The following is a 14662-nucleotide window of genomic DNA, read 5'->3' as shown; positions in this document are numbered from 1 at the left end:
GCAGTCGGCCGTCACCGAGGACCACTTGATCCAATTCCATCACTACCACGTGCCCGACCACAGGCGGCGGGTCCCCCACCGCAGCGCAGCCCCGCATCCCGTCCTGCACATCATCACCAGGCTCCCCGTGAAGCGTTGACAGGACGTCAGACCACTTCCATCATGGGAGCGCTCCCACGCGCGGATTCGGCCACCACCCCGCGCGCGCACGACAGCACCGCATCCACGCTCCGCTTTCCGTGTCGCCGGCGGGGAACGGTCCGCTGCCGCGCCGGCGCTCCGCCTGCCCGGCGGCGCGGTCCTGCACTCTCAGGCCGCCCGTTCCGCCGGACTCCGAGGGAGGACCCCCATGCCACCACTGCACAGATCCGGCCGGTCGGCCCGTGCCGGCGCTCGCCCCCTCGCGCGCGGCGCGACCGTCCTGGCCGCCGCGCTGGCCCTGCTGTCCCCGCTGGCGGGGGTCGCACCCGCCGCACCCGCCGCAGCGCAGGAGACTGCCGTCGCGGACGCCGGTGTCCGGGTCAACACCCAGGCGGCGCTGGGCAGGCTGTCCGGCACCGCCCGCGGCGTCAACGCCGCCATCTGGGACTCGCACATGAACGATCCCGAGGTGGCGGGCCTGATGAAGGCGGCCGATGTCGGGGCGATGCGCTACCCAGGCGGCTCCTACGCCGACATCTACCACTGGAAGACGCACACGGCGCCCGGAGGATACGTCGCCCCGGGCACCGGCTTCGACGCCTTCATGGGCACCGTGCGAGCCACCGGCGCACAGCCGATTCTGATCGCCAACTACGGCTCGGGCACGCCCGAGGAGGCGGCCGACTGGGTCCGGTACGCGAACGTCACCAAGGACTACGACGCGAAGTACTGGGAGATCGGCAACGAGATCTACGGCAACGGTCACTACGGCAGCGGCTGGGAACACGACGAGCACGAGGACAAGAGCCCCCGGGAGTACGCCCGTCAGGTGCGCGCCTACGCCGCGGCCATGAAGGCCGTCGACCCGACGGTCAAGATCGGTGCGGTCCTCACCACTCCGGGCCAGTGGCCGGACGGCGTGGTCGCCGGGGGCGACGCCGGCGACTGGAACCACACGGTGCTCTCCGAAGTGACCGACGTCATCGACTTCGTGAGCGTCCACTGGTACGCGGGCGGGTCCGACACCACCGCCCACGACGCCATGGACAGGCTGGCCGGACTGCCCGGCGAACTGCGTGAAGTGCGCAGCCAGCTCGACCGGTACGCGGGCGCGGACTCACCGCGCATCGGCATCGCCCTCACCGAGATCAACACCAACACCGGTGGCGCCCGGCTCACCGCTCGCCCCAACGGCCTGTTCGCCGCCGACGCGATGATGACGGCCCTGGAGAACGGCGTCTTCACCGTCGACTGGTGGGACACCCACAACGGCGCCGGCCAGATCACCACCGTCGACGGCGAGACGGACTACGGCGACATGGGGATGCTCTCCAGCGGCACCTGCACCGGTGACGTCTGCGAGCCGGCGCCGAACACGCCGTTCCACCCCTACTACGGCATGAAGATGACCAGCGAACTGGGCAGCGCGGGCGACACCATGGTCGCCACCGAATCCTCCGCCCAAGACGTCTCCGCACACGCCGTGCTCCGCCGCGACGGACGTCTGAGCGTCCTGCTCGTCAACAAGAACCCGGACGCCGCTCGGACCGTGGACCTCGAGTACGCGGGCTTCACCCCGTCCGGCGCCGCACCCGTGGTCAGCCGCTACGCACGCGGCGACAGCGACATCACCGAAGTCACCGGCGAGGCAGCCTCCGCCTCCCAGGTCACCGTGCCGCCGTACGCGCTGCTGACCGTCACCCTCGAGCCCCGGCCCGGGACCGGTCCCGGGGCCTCGGCGGCCGGGACCCCGGGCACCCCGAGGCTGGAGGCGGTGACCGACACCACCGCACGCCTGTCCTGGGAGGGCGCGGCGGGCGCCGCCCGCTACCTGGTCCAGGAGCGCGACGGCGCGCACACCCGCCTGGTCGGCGAAACCACCACCGGTACGTCCGTGACCCTGCGGAACCTGCCACCGGGCAGCACGCACACGGTCAACGTACTGGCGGCGGACGCCTCCGGACGGCTCTCCGCCCCGTCCTTGCCGCTGACCTTCACCACCGGCACCCCTGCGGACGCCACCTGCGCGGTGACCTACCACCGTGACACCAGCTGGGGCAACGGCTTCGTGGCCACGGTGACCGTACGGAACCTCTCGGATACCCCGATCACGGGCTGGACCGTGGACTGGGACTGGCCGGCCGACCGCCAGTCGGTGTCCTCCGGCTGGAACGCCACCTTCCACCAGACCGGCCGGCACGTGCGGGTCACGGCCCCCGAGGGCGCGGGCCCGCTGGCCCCGGACGGTGGATCGACGGCCTCCTTCGGATTCGTCGGCGCCAACGACGGGCCCAACCCGGACCCGACGGCCTTCCGCCTCAACGGCACCGTCTGCTCCCGCGGCTGACGACAGCCACCGGGCACCGGCCTGTCCGGGAACGAGCCCGTCCGGGTTCAGGCCGGCGGGACCTCCCACCCGGCACCGGTCCGCCCGGGAGCGGGGCGCATGCGCGACCTGCTCCCGGGCGCTTACCGGCGGACCGCTCCGGCGCCGTCGAACTCGGCCCGGACCGCACGCGGTCGACCACATCCCCCGTGCCGCACACCTACCCCCCGAAGCCGCTGACCGACGCCACGCCGTCGACGTCGAGATCCGCGGCACCGAGGGGCCGGCGGCGGTACGCACGCACCTACCCGGCGTACGTCTCGAACTCGGCGACCTGCGGGGTGCCGCTCGCGCCGGTGATCTGGAAGGTGACCTTGGAAAGCGTCGTCCGGGGAAGGGAGATGACGCCCGCACCACTGCCGGAGGTGAGCACCGCCCCGGTGTCACCGTTGAGGACGCGCCAGGAGCCGATGCGGCCCGTGGCGCCGGACGACTCGCGGATGGCGATCGAGGAGACGGTGGTGGGGGAGCCCCACTTGATGGAGATGGAGCCGGTCGTGCCGACCGGCGACCAGTAGGTGCTCAGGTCACCGTCGCGCACGTTGCCGTAGCTCGTGCCGTCGGCCTTGCTGGAGCCGTCGGAGCCCGCTCCGATGCTGAGGTTGGTCCCGCCGGGCGGCGTCGGTGTCGGCGTGGGAGTCGGCGTGGGAGTCGGGGTGGGCGTCGGGGTCGGGGTCGGGGTCGGCGTCTGCGGTGTGCAGTTGCCGTCGGAGACGCGCAGCCCCTTGTCGGCGCCCGCGGTCTGGCTCACGATGGCCGGTACGCAACCGGCGGCGTCGAGCGTGTAGGCGTACGGAATGGCGACGGTGGTGTTGGACTGCGGGTTCGGGCCGGCCGGGTGGTTGTCGGTGCCGGGGCTGGTCCAGCTCACGTTGTCGTAGATGTTGCCGGCGACCTGCCAGTAGCCCAGCTCGTCGGTGTAGAAGGTGCCCAGGACGTCCTTGGAGTCCTCGAAGTAGTTGTTGTCCACCTTGGCGCGGGCGCCGGCCCGGGAGTTGATCCCGGACTTGTTCAGGCTCACGTAGTGGTTGTTGTACATGTGGGCCGTGCCGCCGCGCAGCAGGGGAGCGCGCGAGTCGATGTTCTGGTACAGGTTGTGGTGGAACGTGATGTAGCTGTTCGACAGGTCGCTCTCGCTCGACCCGATGAGACCGCCGCGCCCCGAGTTGCGCAGGATGCTGTACGACAGGGTGACGTACTGGGTGTTGTCCTTCATGTCGAAGAGCCCGTCGAAGCCCTCCGCCTCCCCGCCCGAGGCCTCCAGCGTCGCGTGATCGACCCAGACGTTGCGGACGTCGCTCTCCATGCCGATGGCGTCGCCGCCGTTGGACGTGGGGGAGCCGGACTTCTTGACGTTCTTCACCGTCACGTTCTGGATGACGATGTTGCTGGCCTCGCGGATGTGGATGCCCAGCTGGTCGAAGACGGCCCCGCTGCCGACGCCGACGAGGGTGACGTTGCTGATCTGCTTCAGCTCGATGACGCCGTCGGCGGTGTTGCAACTGCTGCCGGACACCTTGCTGGTGTTGGCGTGGTTGATGGTCCCCTCGACCTGGATGGTGAGGGGGGTGCTGCTGCTGGCCCGGGAGCACAGGGCCGCGTGGATCGCGGTGCCGGTGGTGGCCCGTACGGTCTGCCCGCCCGCGCCGCCGGTGGTTCCGCCGTTCTGCGTCGCGTAGCCCGTGGCGCCCGCGGTGGCGGCCGACGCCTCCTCGGGCACCGCCACGGCCATCCCGGCCGCGGCGGCCACTCCCAGCGTGGTCAGGGCCGCGTACAGTCGCATGGCGACTGGTCGTCTCATCGTCGTCTCCCACTCGGTCGTTCGCCGCCGAATGCGGCTCGAAGTCTGGGTCGTGCTCCTGGCGCTGTGATGCGGTGCTGACGTGCCCAGCAAGAGGGAAAGCGCTTTCTGCGTCGCGAGGATAGGCTGGCCGTTCGTTAACGGCAAGGTCTCGGACAGTTACGGAAGGAGTCACTCCGATCGGTGGCGGCTCCCGGCGGGGGACGATAGAAACCGCTTCTACGCACTCGGCGCCTGAGCACGACGTACTCGCGGGGCTCGGCGGCCGGACGGCGCGTCGGCAGACTCCGCCACACGTGTGATGGCCTGAGGTATCTGGTGGACTGTCAGACTCCGCCCCGGTCGACGCTCCGGCCAGTGCCGACGCGGGGGCCGTCATCCCAGCCGACGTCGCCTGCGGCCGCGTCAGGCGCCGGCGTCGGCCTGCACGCCGGCACCGCGTGCGCCTCGGCCTGTTCCCCGCCGGCACGCCGCGCTGCACGACCGGGTCGGCCCGCAGACCTGATCTTCAGCTCGGACTGCTCGCTCATGCCCCTTTGCGGAATCGCTCGCTGAGCAGCCTGCCCACGGCAGGCGTGACGTAGCCGAGGGGGAGTTCGACTCCCAGCGCACGGGCGAGATCGGCGGCGTACAAGTCCACCGCCGACTCCGTGAGATCCGCCAGAGTGCCGGCCGCGTCACGTCCATGGCTCCAGCTCATGAGCAGCAGGACGGCCCCCGCAGGTGCCGCCGGCCACCACTGGGTGCCCAGGCACAGGTAGAGCACACCCCAGCCCCCCGCCGTGGCAGCGTCGGTCATCGCCTGGCGTGCGGTGATCAGGTCGTTGCGACAGTCGGCAGGCAGCAGTGTCCACAGGCGGGGCCAAGTGGAAGAGAAGTCGAGCTGATACTGACCGTGGACGCGGACGCTCACGTCCCGCAGCCGGTCACCGATCCAGGTCCATCTGGCCGGCGGAGTGAGGGCGATCGCGTTGCGGGCCTCGACGAGGACCGCCAGGTCTGCCCCGGCACCCCCGGCCGCGACGGCGCGCGCCCGTTCCCACCGGTTCTGGCGCCGATGGACGAGCGGACTCGTCAGCCATCGCGGACCGGCCATGAGCCAGACCTTCTCGACCACCGAACCGAGCCCGCGCGCCAGTAACCCGACCAGTGACCCGACTGCCAGAGCCACCACCACCAGGACGGCGGCCGCAGCCGGACGGTGGTCGTAGCGCGCCGCGAAGCCTTCGGCGGCGCGACTCAGCCGGCGCAGGTCCAGTGCGTCGCGGTGTCCGAGCGCCAGGCCCGCAACAGTGAGTGCGGTGAACAGCGCGCCAGGCAGGACCAGCGAGGTCATCCAGCGTTCGGCGAGCTTTTTGCCCAGTTCTGACAGGAAGGAGCTCATCCGAAGGACATCGGCTCATCGAACGCGGCGCACTCGGGCAGGGGGGCGCCGGGCTTGCGGCGTTCCGAACGCGGGCATCGCCTGCCCGGGCAGGTGTACGAGCCGGGCGGCGGCGGTGCGGTCTGCTGTCCTGGGACAGGGGTGTACCCCCGCCTGCGCACCGGCACGGGCGAGTTGTCGCGGGCCCACTGCGCTACGGCCGCGACTGTCTGGGTGCCGTCGCGCAACCGTTCCAGGGCACGTTCCAGCTCCGCGTACCATCCTGTTTCCCGGGCCAGCGCACGCACGCGCGGCAGCTCCGTGCAGAACGACTCCCACTCGCGAGCTTCCGCGGTTCGATCCACCACCGGACCCCCCTTGCACCCTTTCGCGCCATAGTGGCAGTTCTGCCGAGAAAGAGAGATAGCTTCAGTCAAACAGGGAGCGACGGGTGTCGGGGGGCATCATGGAGATCGAGCGTCTCGCCTTCGCCATGGAGGATCTGATCGATGCGTACTCCTCCTCCGGTGATCCGGACGTTCTGCGGACACCGGAGGCGCAGCGGCTCGGCGACCGCCTGTTTCACGCGATCGACTGGCTGGCCCCCGCGCTGCGGTTGGCGGAGGTCGCGCAACGGTTCAACGTCGCTCTGCTGCTGGCGACCTTCCACTACCACCGGGCAGACCGCGAACGGTGCGAGGACACGAAGCGGGCCGGGTTCCTGTATCGCGTGGCGTACCAGGTCGTTCCGAGTTGTCTGCCTGAGGAACTGCATGGGATCAGCGCGGACATGCGCTCTGTGGCCTGCCGTGATCCGTCGCCGAGCGAACTTGCCGGATACACGGCCCATGCCGTCAACCTCCTCAAGAAAGCGGAGGTGACGGGAGACGTGAGCCTCCTGGGGGACGCCACGGAACTCTGTCTGCTGTCGGCGCGGGCCAACCCGCGGGACGACCTGGTCAAGGCGGAAGCGTTCACCGTTCTCGGCAACGTCCTCACCCGTGCCTACGAATTCACGGACGACGCCGATGCCCTTGAGCGGGCCCTGGTCGTCACCGTCAAGGCCGGGGGAATGGTCCCGAGAGACGATCCGTACTTCAGGGCCGTGTCCTCGGGGCTGGGGCACATCGCCATCCGCACGTTCCAGCGAACCGGCGATCGGTACATGATCGACATGGCGGTCCTGGCACTGCGCCAGGCAGCCTACGAGGCGCCGGACGACGACCCTCACCGTGCCGCCTACCTGACCAATCTCAGCACGGCCCTGACGCTCAGGGCTCAGTGCACCGGCCGCACGGACGAGGCTGACGAGGCGTTCGAGGCACAGTGCGAGGCGGTGCGCATCACTCCTCGCGGCCACCCCGACGCACCCAGTCGACTGATCAACCTGGCAGGTGCACTCCTGGGCGGTCACTCCGAGGACGTCCCTTCGGCCAAGGCACCGGAAACGGGTCCGGCAGATGGCCCGGCGAAGGACCGACTCGATCTTGCCGTCTCCACGCTCCACGGCGTCCTGACGCTCCTCCCCGAAGGGCATCCGGACCGAACCGGATGCCGGTACCTGCTGGTCCACGCGCTGCAAGTCCGCTACGAGAACAAAGCGGATCCGGCCGACCTGGCCCGAGCCGTCGAAGTGGGCCGATCAGCGGTCAGGGAATCCCTGGCCGGCGGATACCTGGAACCGGACCTGCTGCGGGCCTTGGCCCGGTCTCTCACCGCGTACGCCGGTGCCGCCTCCGCACCCGAAGCGCTGACCGAAGCCACACAGGTACTGCGACGGGTCACGGATCTGCTCGCCCAGGACCATCCTGATCGCACCGAAACCCTGATCATGCTCGGACTGGCGCTGCGGGACCGGTTCGAGATCGAACACGATCCCACGTACCGTGAGCAGGCCGCCGAAGCGTTGCGCGAGGCATGCCATGTACCGTCCGCGCCGGCCAGGGCCCGAACGCTGGCGGCCGCCACCGCCGGCCGTATGGCAGCGGACGCGCAGGACTTCGAGGCCGCCATGACGTTCTACGAACTCGCTTTGGAGCAACTCGAGCTGGTGGCCTGGCGCGGCCTGGAGCGCTCCGACCAGGAAAGCCTGATCTCCGCCTTCCCCGATGTGGTCACCGACGCTGCGGCCTGTGCCGTACGGGCCGGTGAGCACGAGCACGCCGTCGAACTCCTCGAACAGGGCCGCGGCATCCTGCTCGCACAGGCTTTGGAGACACGGGCCGACCAGCAAGCACTCCGTGCCGAGGCGCCCCACCTCGCCGACCGCCTGAGCCAGGTCCTCAAAGAGCTGGAAGAACTGCCCGACAGCCCCTACCAGACGGCCTCATGGACCCCGCAGGACCGTCGGCGTGCGAACGCACGACGGGCAGAGCTGGCCCACGAGCGTGAGGAGATCCTTTCCGCCATCCGCCGGCTGCCCGAACTGGCCGGCTTCCTGCGCTCGCCCTCGTACGCCTCCCTGCGCGAGGCGGCGGCGCGCGGTCCGGTGATCGTGCTCATCGCCAGTCGTCATGGGTGCTGCGCCCTCGTCCTGACCGAGACCGGAGTCCAGGCGGTGCCTCTGGAGGTCGAGCATGGACAAGTCGCCGCACGGGTGGTCACCTTCCTGCATGCCCTCGCTCCCGATCAGTCGCCGTTGCGAGCCCACGAGGTGGTCGTCGACACCCTGACCTGGTTGTGGCACGTCGTCGCGGTGCCAGTCCTGGAAGCATCGGGCCACAGCGAGCCGAAGAGCGGTGACGAGCAACCGCCGCGTCTGTGGTGGTGCCCCACCGGTCTCTTCACGGTCTTCCCTTTGCACGCGGCGGGACACCACCTCCCCAGCGGCGGCCGTGACAGCGTTCCCGACCGAGTGATCTCCTCCTACACACCCACCCTGCGGGCACTGGTCCACGCCCGCAAGCGCCCGCATGGACCCAGCAGGCCGGACACGCACCGTCTCGCCGTCTCTCTGCCGTGCACGCCGCACTGGCCGGACCTCCCGGCCGCCGAGGAGGAAACACGCGCGCTGCGCCGACGGCATCCGGACACCAGGCTCCTCACCGGCTCCGCCGCCACCATCCGGACGGTTCTGGAAGCTCTCGACCGATGTTCCTGGGCCCACTTCGCGTGCCATGGCACACAGGACCCGGCGCAACCGTCCCGGGGCGCGCTCATCCTGCACGATGGTCCGCTGACCCTGTCGGACATCGCCCGCCTGCGCGTTCCGCACGCCGAATTCGCGTTCCTGTCCGCCTGCGAGACGTCACGCGGCGGCTTGGTCCTGGCCGACGAAGCGCTCAGCCTCGCCGCGACCCTCCAAGTCGCCGGGTTCCGTGATGTCATCGGCACCCTGTGGTCCATCGACGATGCCTTCGCCCCTGCCGTGTCGGACCTCGTGTACGAGCACTTGGCCCACCAGGAAACCCGAGACCCCGCGGCGGCCCTCCACGCCGCGATCGCCGCGGTACGGGCGCAACGCCCGGAAGCCGTGCTGCTCTGGGCGCCGTACGTCCACGTGGGCCCCTGATCACTGCACAGTGGGGGAGCCGACCGACGCAGACGTCGTTGCTCCGGCAGCCACAACCACCCACCAACGGACGACGAATTGTGCGGGTACGGCGCCCGAGGCCGCGACGCTTCCCGGTCGTTGCAACCGGTCGGCTGGTCAAGCGGTCAGTGCTTCCTCCGAGCCGGCCGCGGTCACGGTGTCGGCCGCGAACAGCTCGTAGGCGCCCGTCAGCTTCAGCAGCTGTGCGGGCTGGGGCTGGAGCCCGGTGATGGCGAGGAGGCCGCCTTCGGCGTGAAGGCGGCGGCGCAGCAGGACGAGCAGGTTCAGTCCGCTGGAATCCATGAAGGGGACGTCTGACAGATCGAGGTACAGCGTTTTGCCGTTCAACGGGATGACCGTCGAGGCCTGCGCCAGCTGAGGGCAGGTCAGCAGGTCCATCTCGCCGCTGACGGTGATCACGGTGCGGTCGGCGTACTGCCGGGTGATGACGGTGAAGTCGCTCACTGGTTCGCCCCTCGATTCAGGGGTCGAGCCCATCACGCCCCTCCGCAGAGGGAAGGGCATCAAGCACGCGGCATGGGGCCGCGTACAGCCGAGCGAGACAACCCGTACCGCGCCCCGGTCACCCACCGGTGACCTTCGAGGCTGGCGCGGGGCCTCTCACCAGACCAGGCTGGTCGTCCTGCGAGCGTCGCACAGGCAAGCGGGCCTTTTCCAGCCCCTTTAGTGTGAACTGGGTCAACCCCCTCAGTGTGAACCGGGGAAACCACGCCCGTGATTCAGGTGGGCCGTGGACGGCGTCTTCCTCGCCCGCAAGCGCGGCCAGGTCCCGGCGATCGCCGGTGCGAACGGCTCGGGAAGTCCACGCTGACCCGGCTGCTCACCGGGATCACCAGGGCCGCCCCCTCCCTCCAGCTTTGCGCCGATCGCGTGCCCTGATCCGGTCCGTTCGGGGTACCCGCGCCCTCACCACGGAGACGTGCTGCAACGCGGCCCGTCGCACGGAACCAGAAACGGACGGGAGTGATCGTCGTGTCGACCATGCAGCCACCCCCTGCCGGCCCCGACCGCAGTACGCACACCACCGGCACCGAGCCGATGAGTGAACTGGTGCAGCGGGCGTCGCAGCAGCTGACGGAGCTGGTGCGCGGCGAGCTGAGGCTGGCACAGGCGGAGATGAAGGAGAAGGGCAAGCGCTACGGCAAAGGCGGCGGACTGTTCGGCGGCGCCGGGGTGGTCGGCTTCCTGATGCTCCAGGCGCTGGTGGCCACCGCGATCGCCGCGCTGGCGGTACCGCTGCCGGTGTGGGCGGCGGCGCTGATCGTCACCGCGGTGCTGGGTGTGATCGCCGCGGTAATGGCCATGAGTGGAAAGAAGCAGGTCGACCAGGCCGCGCCGCCCACGCCCGAGCGGACGGTCGACAGTGTCAAGGCCGACGTGGCCGAGATCAAGGAGAGTGCACAGCGATGACCCAGCCGCCCCACGACGAGCCCACCGCCTCCAGCCCCGACGAACTGCGCGAGCAGGTGGAACAGACCCGCGAAGAGCTTGGGCAGACGGTCGAAGCGCTGGCGGCCAAGGCCGACGTCAAGGCGCGCGCCCAGGAGAAGGCCGCGGAGGTCAAGGAGCAGGCCGGCGCCAAGGCCGGGGAGCTGAAGGAGCAGGCCGCGGTCAAGGCCGGGGAGCTGAAGGAGCAGGCCGCGGCCAAGGCCGAGGAGCTGAAGGAGCAGGCCGCGGTCAAGGCCGAGGAGCTGAAGGCGAGGGCAACCGGCCTGGCCCACCAGGCGCAGGAGAGGCTGCCCGACCCGGTCAAGGAGAAGGCCGAGCAGGCTCTGGCGAAGGCCGCCCAAGCCGGTCAGATGTGGCAGGAGAAGGCGCCCGAGCCGGTACGGCAGAAGACGGCCCAGGGGGCCCAGCTGGCGCGGGACAACCGGAACCTGCTGCTGACGGCGGCCGGTGTGGCCGTCCTGGTGTGGCTGGCCCGCCGCCGCACGAAGGCATGACTTCCCGACGTCGAAGATCGCCTACAAACCGGTCGGACTCGCTCTGGGAGCCGTCACCGGCATGCTCGCCGGCGCCCTGTTCAAGCAGGCGTGGAAAGTGCTCGGCCATGACGAGGACGCACCGGACGCCACCGACGAGGAGCGCGGCCGGACAGAGGTGCTGCTCCCCGCCATCCTGCAAGGCGCGATCTTCGCCGGGGTCAAAGCCGCCGTCGACCGGGCCGGCGCCACCGCGACACGTCGCCTGACCGGCACCTGGCCCGGCTGACGACGGATGCGAAGGGGGTGCCGGTGCGTCGTGGACACCGGCACCCCCGCTGGCGTGCCGGAGGGAGCGCACCCGGCCGGAGAATCCAGGGCGAGAATTCAGCGCGTGAGGATGTCTGCGTACCCCTGCTGACGGGTGCGCAGGGCAGGGGATCCCCTGGGCTTCGGCGACGCGCTCCCCGCCGACCTGGTAGGAGCGGTGCCACCTGACCCCTTGTCAGCGACTGGAGCCCTCCTTACCTTTGTTAAGCGAGTGTCCGGCCCAGCGGGCCCACCGGCCCGCGTCGGCCATTGCCTGCTCCTCAGCGCACGACAAACGATGGAGGCGTCACATGCCCGTAGCCGTGCCGGATCTTCTGACAGCCGACGGAATCCGCGACGCGGGTCCGCTGGAGATCGACGACGAGGCGATCGCGTTCGAGGACGACGACCGCGGCGACCGCGAGCACACGGCGTGCCTCGCCGACCCCTGGGTGACCGCCACCACCCGCTTCGCCTGTGACCTGAACTCCTGACAGTGGCCGTTTCCATGGCCGGCCGCAGCGGTTGGTCCGACGACACGTGGTCGTACCTGAACGATCCGCGGATGCCGGCTATGGAACACGGCTGGAAACTGCACGTCTCGGCGCGTCCCGATGACCTCGACGCCGTGACCCGGCTCGTCCTGCCGGTGCTCTCCCGGCACGTCTGCCACGCGAAGTTCGCCCGCGACCCGGAGACGCTGCGCCGCCTCAACTCCGGGACGGTGAGCGCCGCGGCCGTCGGCAAGGCGATCACCGTGTACCCCACGGCCGATGCCGTGGTGGAGGTCGCCCGGGAGCTCGTCGCCGTACTGCGTGACCGGGAGGGCCCGCGGGTCGTCAGCGACCGGCGGGTCGATCCGCGGGCCCCGGTCTACTACCGTTACGGCCCCTTCACGGGCGACTACCGCACCGGCCGGAGCGGGCGGCTCGAATCCGTGATGACCGGGCCGGACGGCCGGATCTTCGACGGCCTGGCCGTCGGCCGCTACCGGTGCCCACCCTGGGCCGAGGACCCCTTCGCGGCCGGCACCCGACACGGTGACGAGCCGTCCGCGCCCGGCGTCGGCGGCGGACGCTACACCGTCACCGCCGGCATCGCGCGCTCACCCCGGGGCAACGTCTACCGCGCGGTCGACCGCACTCTCGGGCGGCCGGTGGTGGTCAAACAGGCGAGGGCCTTCGTGGGCGAGGACGAATCCGGCAGGGACGCCCGCCACCGGCTGCGCAACGAGCGCACGGTCCTCACCGCGCTCGACGGCGTCAGCGGCGTGCCCCGCGTGCTGGACTACTTCGCTCACCAGTCGGACGAGTACCTGGTGATGAGCAGCTGCGGCGACCGTGACCTGCGCAGGGAAGTCCTGCGCAGCGGCCCCTACCGGGACGACGGCACCCGGCCGGCCCGCGCCCTGTCCGACCTCGCCTCCCGGCTCCTGCGCGTCCTGGACGCGATCCACGGCCGCAACGTGGTCGTCCGCGACCTCAAGCCCGACAACGTCGTGCTCGACGACCTGGGCCCCGGCCACTGCCACGTGATCGACTTCGGGATCAGCGAGCGGGACGGCGCCGGGCCGGGAGGGGCGACCCCCGGATACAGCGAGCCGGTTCTGCACGCGAGCGGACCGGCCGTCCCCGCCGACGACTACTACGCCCTCGGCACGACCCTCTTCTTCGCCGCCACCGGCATGGACCCCGTGATCGTCGACACCGACCACGGAGTCAACCGGGACCGGACCCTGGCCTGCCTGGCATGGGCACTGCCCGGGCGCGCCCACCGGGAGATCCGGTCGTCGATCACCGGCCTCCTGAGTTTCGACCCCGCCGTACGGACCGCCGCCGCCGACCGCCTGCGCACCGGCACGGCCGGAACCGCACGCCGGCCCGCGCGCCCCCGCATCGACAGCGACCTGCTGGACGAGATCATCGAGCACACGACCGCGTTCTGCGTCGGGGAGGCGCGGGCGATCGTGGATCCGGTACGGGCCGCACAGCGGAACGTCCCCACCTCGATCGACGTCTACGGTGGGAGTTCGGGACTCGGCCTGGAACTCCTCCACCATGCGCACCGGCCCGACGTGCGTCCGACCGTCACCGCGTTGGCACAGTGGACGGCGGAACAGTCCAGGAACCTGCCACCCGGCTTCTACACGGGGCGCACCGGCGTCGAACTCTTCCTCGCGCAGGCGGGAGTGGAGGCCGGGTGGGGGACGGAAGCGGAGGCCGGGTACGCCGTCCTGCCGGACCGCGCACCGGACGGCGGACCGCCGGAGGCGGACCTGATCGCGGGCGCCGCCGGAATCGGCCTCGGCCGGCTGCTGCTCGCCCGACACGCCCTCGGGTCCGGTCACCGGCAGACCGCGGACCGGCACCTCGCCGTCGCCGCCGACTGCGACCGGATGCTGGCGTCCGGCACCGCCCGACTGACCCCGGCCGGTCAGGACACGGCCGGGAGCGCCGCCCTGCGCGAGGGCATCGCGCACGGCGAGGCGGGCGTCGCCTGCTTCCTGCTCGAGTACGGCGATGCGACCGGGGACCCGGACGCGATCAGCCGCTCCGCGAAGGCCGCCGCGCACCTGGCCGCCGTCACACCGGACATCATCGCGGCGGCCGCCGAGCCGGGGGCGACACGCCGCTACGGCTCGTGGTGCCGGGGCCTGGCCGGCATCGGGACCGTACTCGTCCGGGCCGCCGGACTCCTCGACGAGCCCGGATACCTCGACCTCGCCCGGCGGGCCGCGCGCGCCTGCGCCGCACTGGCACCGCGGATGCCGCTGGTCACGCAGTGCTGCGGACTGGCCGGAGTGGGCGACCTGATGCTGGACGTCGCGGAAGCGTCCGCGTCCGAGGAGTTCCGGGACGCGGCGCAGACCATCGCCCTGCTCATCCTGAGCCGCAGCGGCGGCACCTGGTCCCGGCCCGTGTTCCCGGACACCGGTCTCACCCGGCCGAGTGCCACCTGGGCCGGCGGCTCCGCGGGCGTGCTGGCCTTCTTCAGACGACTGCACGACCGGGGCGGTCCGCGGCTCGGCCTCGTCGCCTGACCGCTGCCACCGGCGCCGCGGGCGTCTTCCGCCGCCACGTCGGCCGGCACCCCTCGCGAACTCCCCGTCGGCCGGCGGGCGTGGTGCGGCGGAGGGCCGTGCACCGTCACCGTCGCGTACCACCGTCCGGTCGTACGGCGCCGCCGT

At 71.0% G+C, this 14662-nt stretch carries 10 protein-coding genes and 1 pseudogene; 8 read left to right on the top strand and 3 right to left on the bottom strand.

Going from position 1 to position 14662, the window contains the following annotated elements; genetic code table 11:
* The first annotated feature begins 349 nt into the window (after nt 1-349).
* A complete protein-coding gene (locus ABZ576_RS19470; protein ID WP_360741735.1) occupies nt 350-2488 on the top strand; it encodes a cellulose binding domain-containing protein in 2139 nt (712 codons plus the stop codon).
* Between the two features lie 283 nt (nt 2489-2771).
* On the opposite strand, the gene ABZ576_RS19465 is transcribed toward ABZ576_RS19470, so the two are convergent.
* Complete coding sequence (locus ABZ576_RS19465; protein WP_360741732.1) at nt 2772-4328, bottom strand: pectate lyase; 1557 nt, start codon at nt 4326-4328, stop codon at nt 2772-2774.
* Nucleotides 4329-4854: 526 nt separating this feature from the next.
* A complete protein-coding gene (locus tag ABZ576_RS19460) occupies nt 4855-5712 on the bottom strand; it encodes a hypothetical protein (RefSeq protein WP_360741729.1) in 858 nt (285 codons plus the stop codon).
* Nucleotides 5713-6157: 445 nt separating this feature from the next.
* Between ABZ576_RS19460 and ABZ576_RS19455 the strand changes: the two genes are divergently transcribed.
* Entirely contained in the window at nt 6158-9202 is a 3045-nt protein-coding gene (locus ABZ576_RS19455; protein ID WP_360741726.1) for a CHAT domain-containing protein, read from the top strand.
* 138 nt (nt 9203-9340) lie between these two features.
* Here the strand turns inward: ABZ576_RS19455 and ABZ576_RS19450 are convergent, their stop codons facing one another.
* Complete coding sequence (locus ABZ576_RS19450) at nt 9341-9688, bottom strand: STAS domain-containing protein (protein ID WP_360741723.1); 348 nt, start codon at nt 9686-9688, stop codon at nt 9341-9343.
* 253 nt (nt 9689-9941) lie between these two features.
* On the opposite strand from ABZ576_RS19450, the pseudogene ABZ576_RS19445 reads away from it, so the two are divergent.
* The 6 genes and pseudogenes from ABZ576_RS19445 to lanL all read left to right on the top strand — a co-directional run.
* Nucleotides 9942-10075, top strand: a pseudogene (locus ABZ576_RS19445) (ATP-binding cassette domain-containing protein); the annotation flags it as partial.
* 207 nt (nt 10076-10282) lie between these two features.
* Nucleotides 10283-10654 carry a phage holin family protein gene (locus tag ABZ576_RS19440; protein ID WP_360742113.1) on the top strand — a complete coding sequence of 124 codons (372 nt, stop codon included), beginning with the start codon at nt 10283-10285 and terminating at the stop codon, nt 10652-10654.
* Nucleotides 10651-11187 (top strand): DUF3618 domain-containing protein, encoded by a 537-nt coding sequence (locus ABZ576_RS19435; protein ID WP_360741721.1) that lies wholly within the window; start codon nt 10651-10653, stop codon nt 11185-11187. The genes ABZ576_RS19440 and ABZ576_RS19435 overlap by 4 nt, the downstream gene beginning before the upstream one ends.
* Nucleotides 11141-11455, top strand: coding sequence for a DUF4235 domain-containing protein (locus ABZ576_RS19430; protein WP_360741719.1), 315 nt, complete (start codon nt 11141-11143; stop codon nt 11453-11455). Before ABZ576_RS19435 ends, ABZ576_RS19430 begins: the two co-directional genes overlap by 47 nt.
* A 331-nt stretch (nt 11456-11786) precedes the next feature.
* Nucleotides 11787-11969 (top strand): SflA family class IV lanthipeptide, encoded by a 183-nt coding sequence (locus tag ABZ576_RS19425; RefSeq protein ID WP_360741716.1) that lies wholly within the window; start codon nt 11787-11789, stop codon nt 11967-11969.
* A 14-nt stretch (nt 11970-11983) separates the two neighbouring features.
* The gene (lanL, locus tag ABZ576_RS19420) at nt 11984-14515 is read left to right on the top strand and encodes a class IV lanthionine synthetase LanL (protein ID WP_360741713.1); all 2532 of its coding nucleotides are present in this window, start codon (nt 11984-11986) and stop codon (nt 14513-14515) included.
* The last annotated feature ends 147 nt before the right edge of the window (nt 14516-14662 follow it).

Origin of the sequence: Streptomyces sp. NPDC013455 (genome assembly GCF_040632975.1) — a bacterium.
Taxonomy (GTDB): Bacteria; Actinomycetota; Actinomycetes; order Streptomycetales; family Streptomycetaceae; genus Streptomyces.
Note: the sequence above shows the minus strand (reverse complement) of the source record. Positions and strands in the feature narration are given on the sequence as shown.

Coding starts and splice junctions, on each gene's coding strand:
- ABZ576_RS19470 (WP_360741735.1), top strand. CDS start 350: ATGCCACCACTGCACAGATCCGGCCGGTCGGCCCGTGCCGGCGCTCGC.
- ABZ576_RS19465 (WP_360741732.1), bottom strand. CDS start 4,328: ATGAGACGACCAGTCGCCATGCGACTGTACGCGGCCCTGACCACGCTG.
- ABZ576_RS19460 (WP_360741729.1), bottom strand. CDS start 5,712: ATGAGCTCCTTCCTGTCAGAACTGGGCAAAAAGCTCGCCGAACGCTGG.
- ABZ576_RS19455 (WP_360741726.1), top strand. CDS start 6,158: ATGGAGATCGAGCGTCTCGCCTTCGCCATGGAGGATCTGATCGATGCG.
- ABZ576_RS19440 (WP_360742113.1), top strand. CDS start 10,283: ATGAGTGAACTGGTGCAGCGGGCGTCGCAGCAGCTGACGGAGCTGGTG.
- ABZ576_RS19435 (WP_360741721.1), top strand. CDS start 10,651: ATGACCCAGCCGCCCCACGACGAGCCCACCGCCTCCAGCCCCGACGAA.
- ABZ576_RS19425 (WP_360741716.1), top strand. CDS start 11,787: ATGCCCGTAGCCGTGCCGGATCTTCTGACAGCCGACGGAATCCGCGAC.
- lanL (WP_360741713.1), top strand. CDS start 11,984: ATGGCCGGCCGCAGCGGTTGGTCCGACGACACGTGGTCGTACCTGAAC.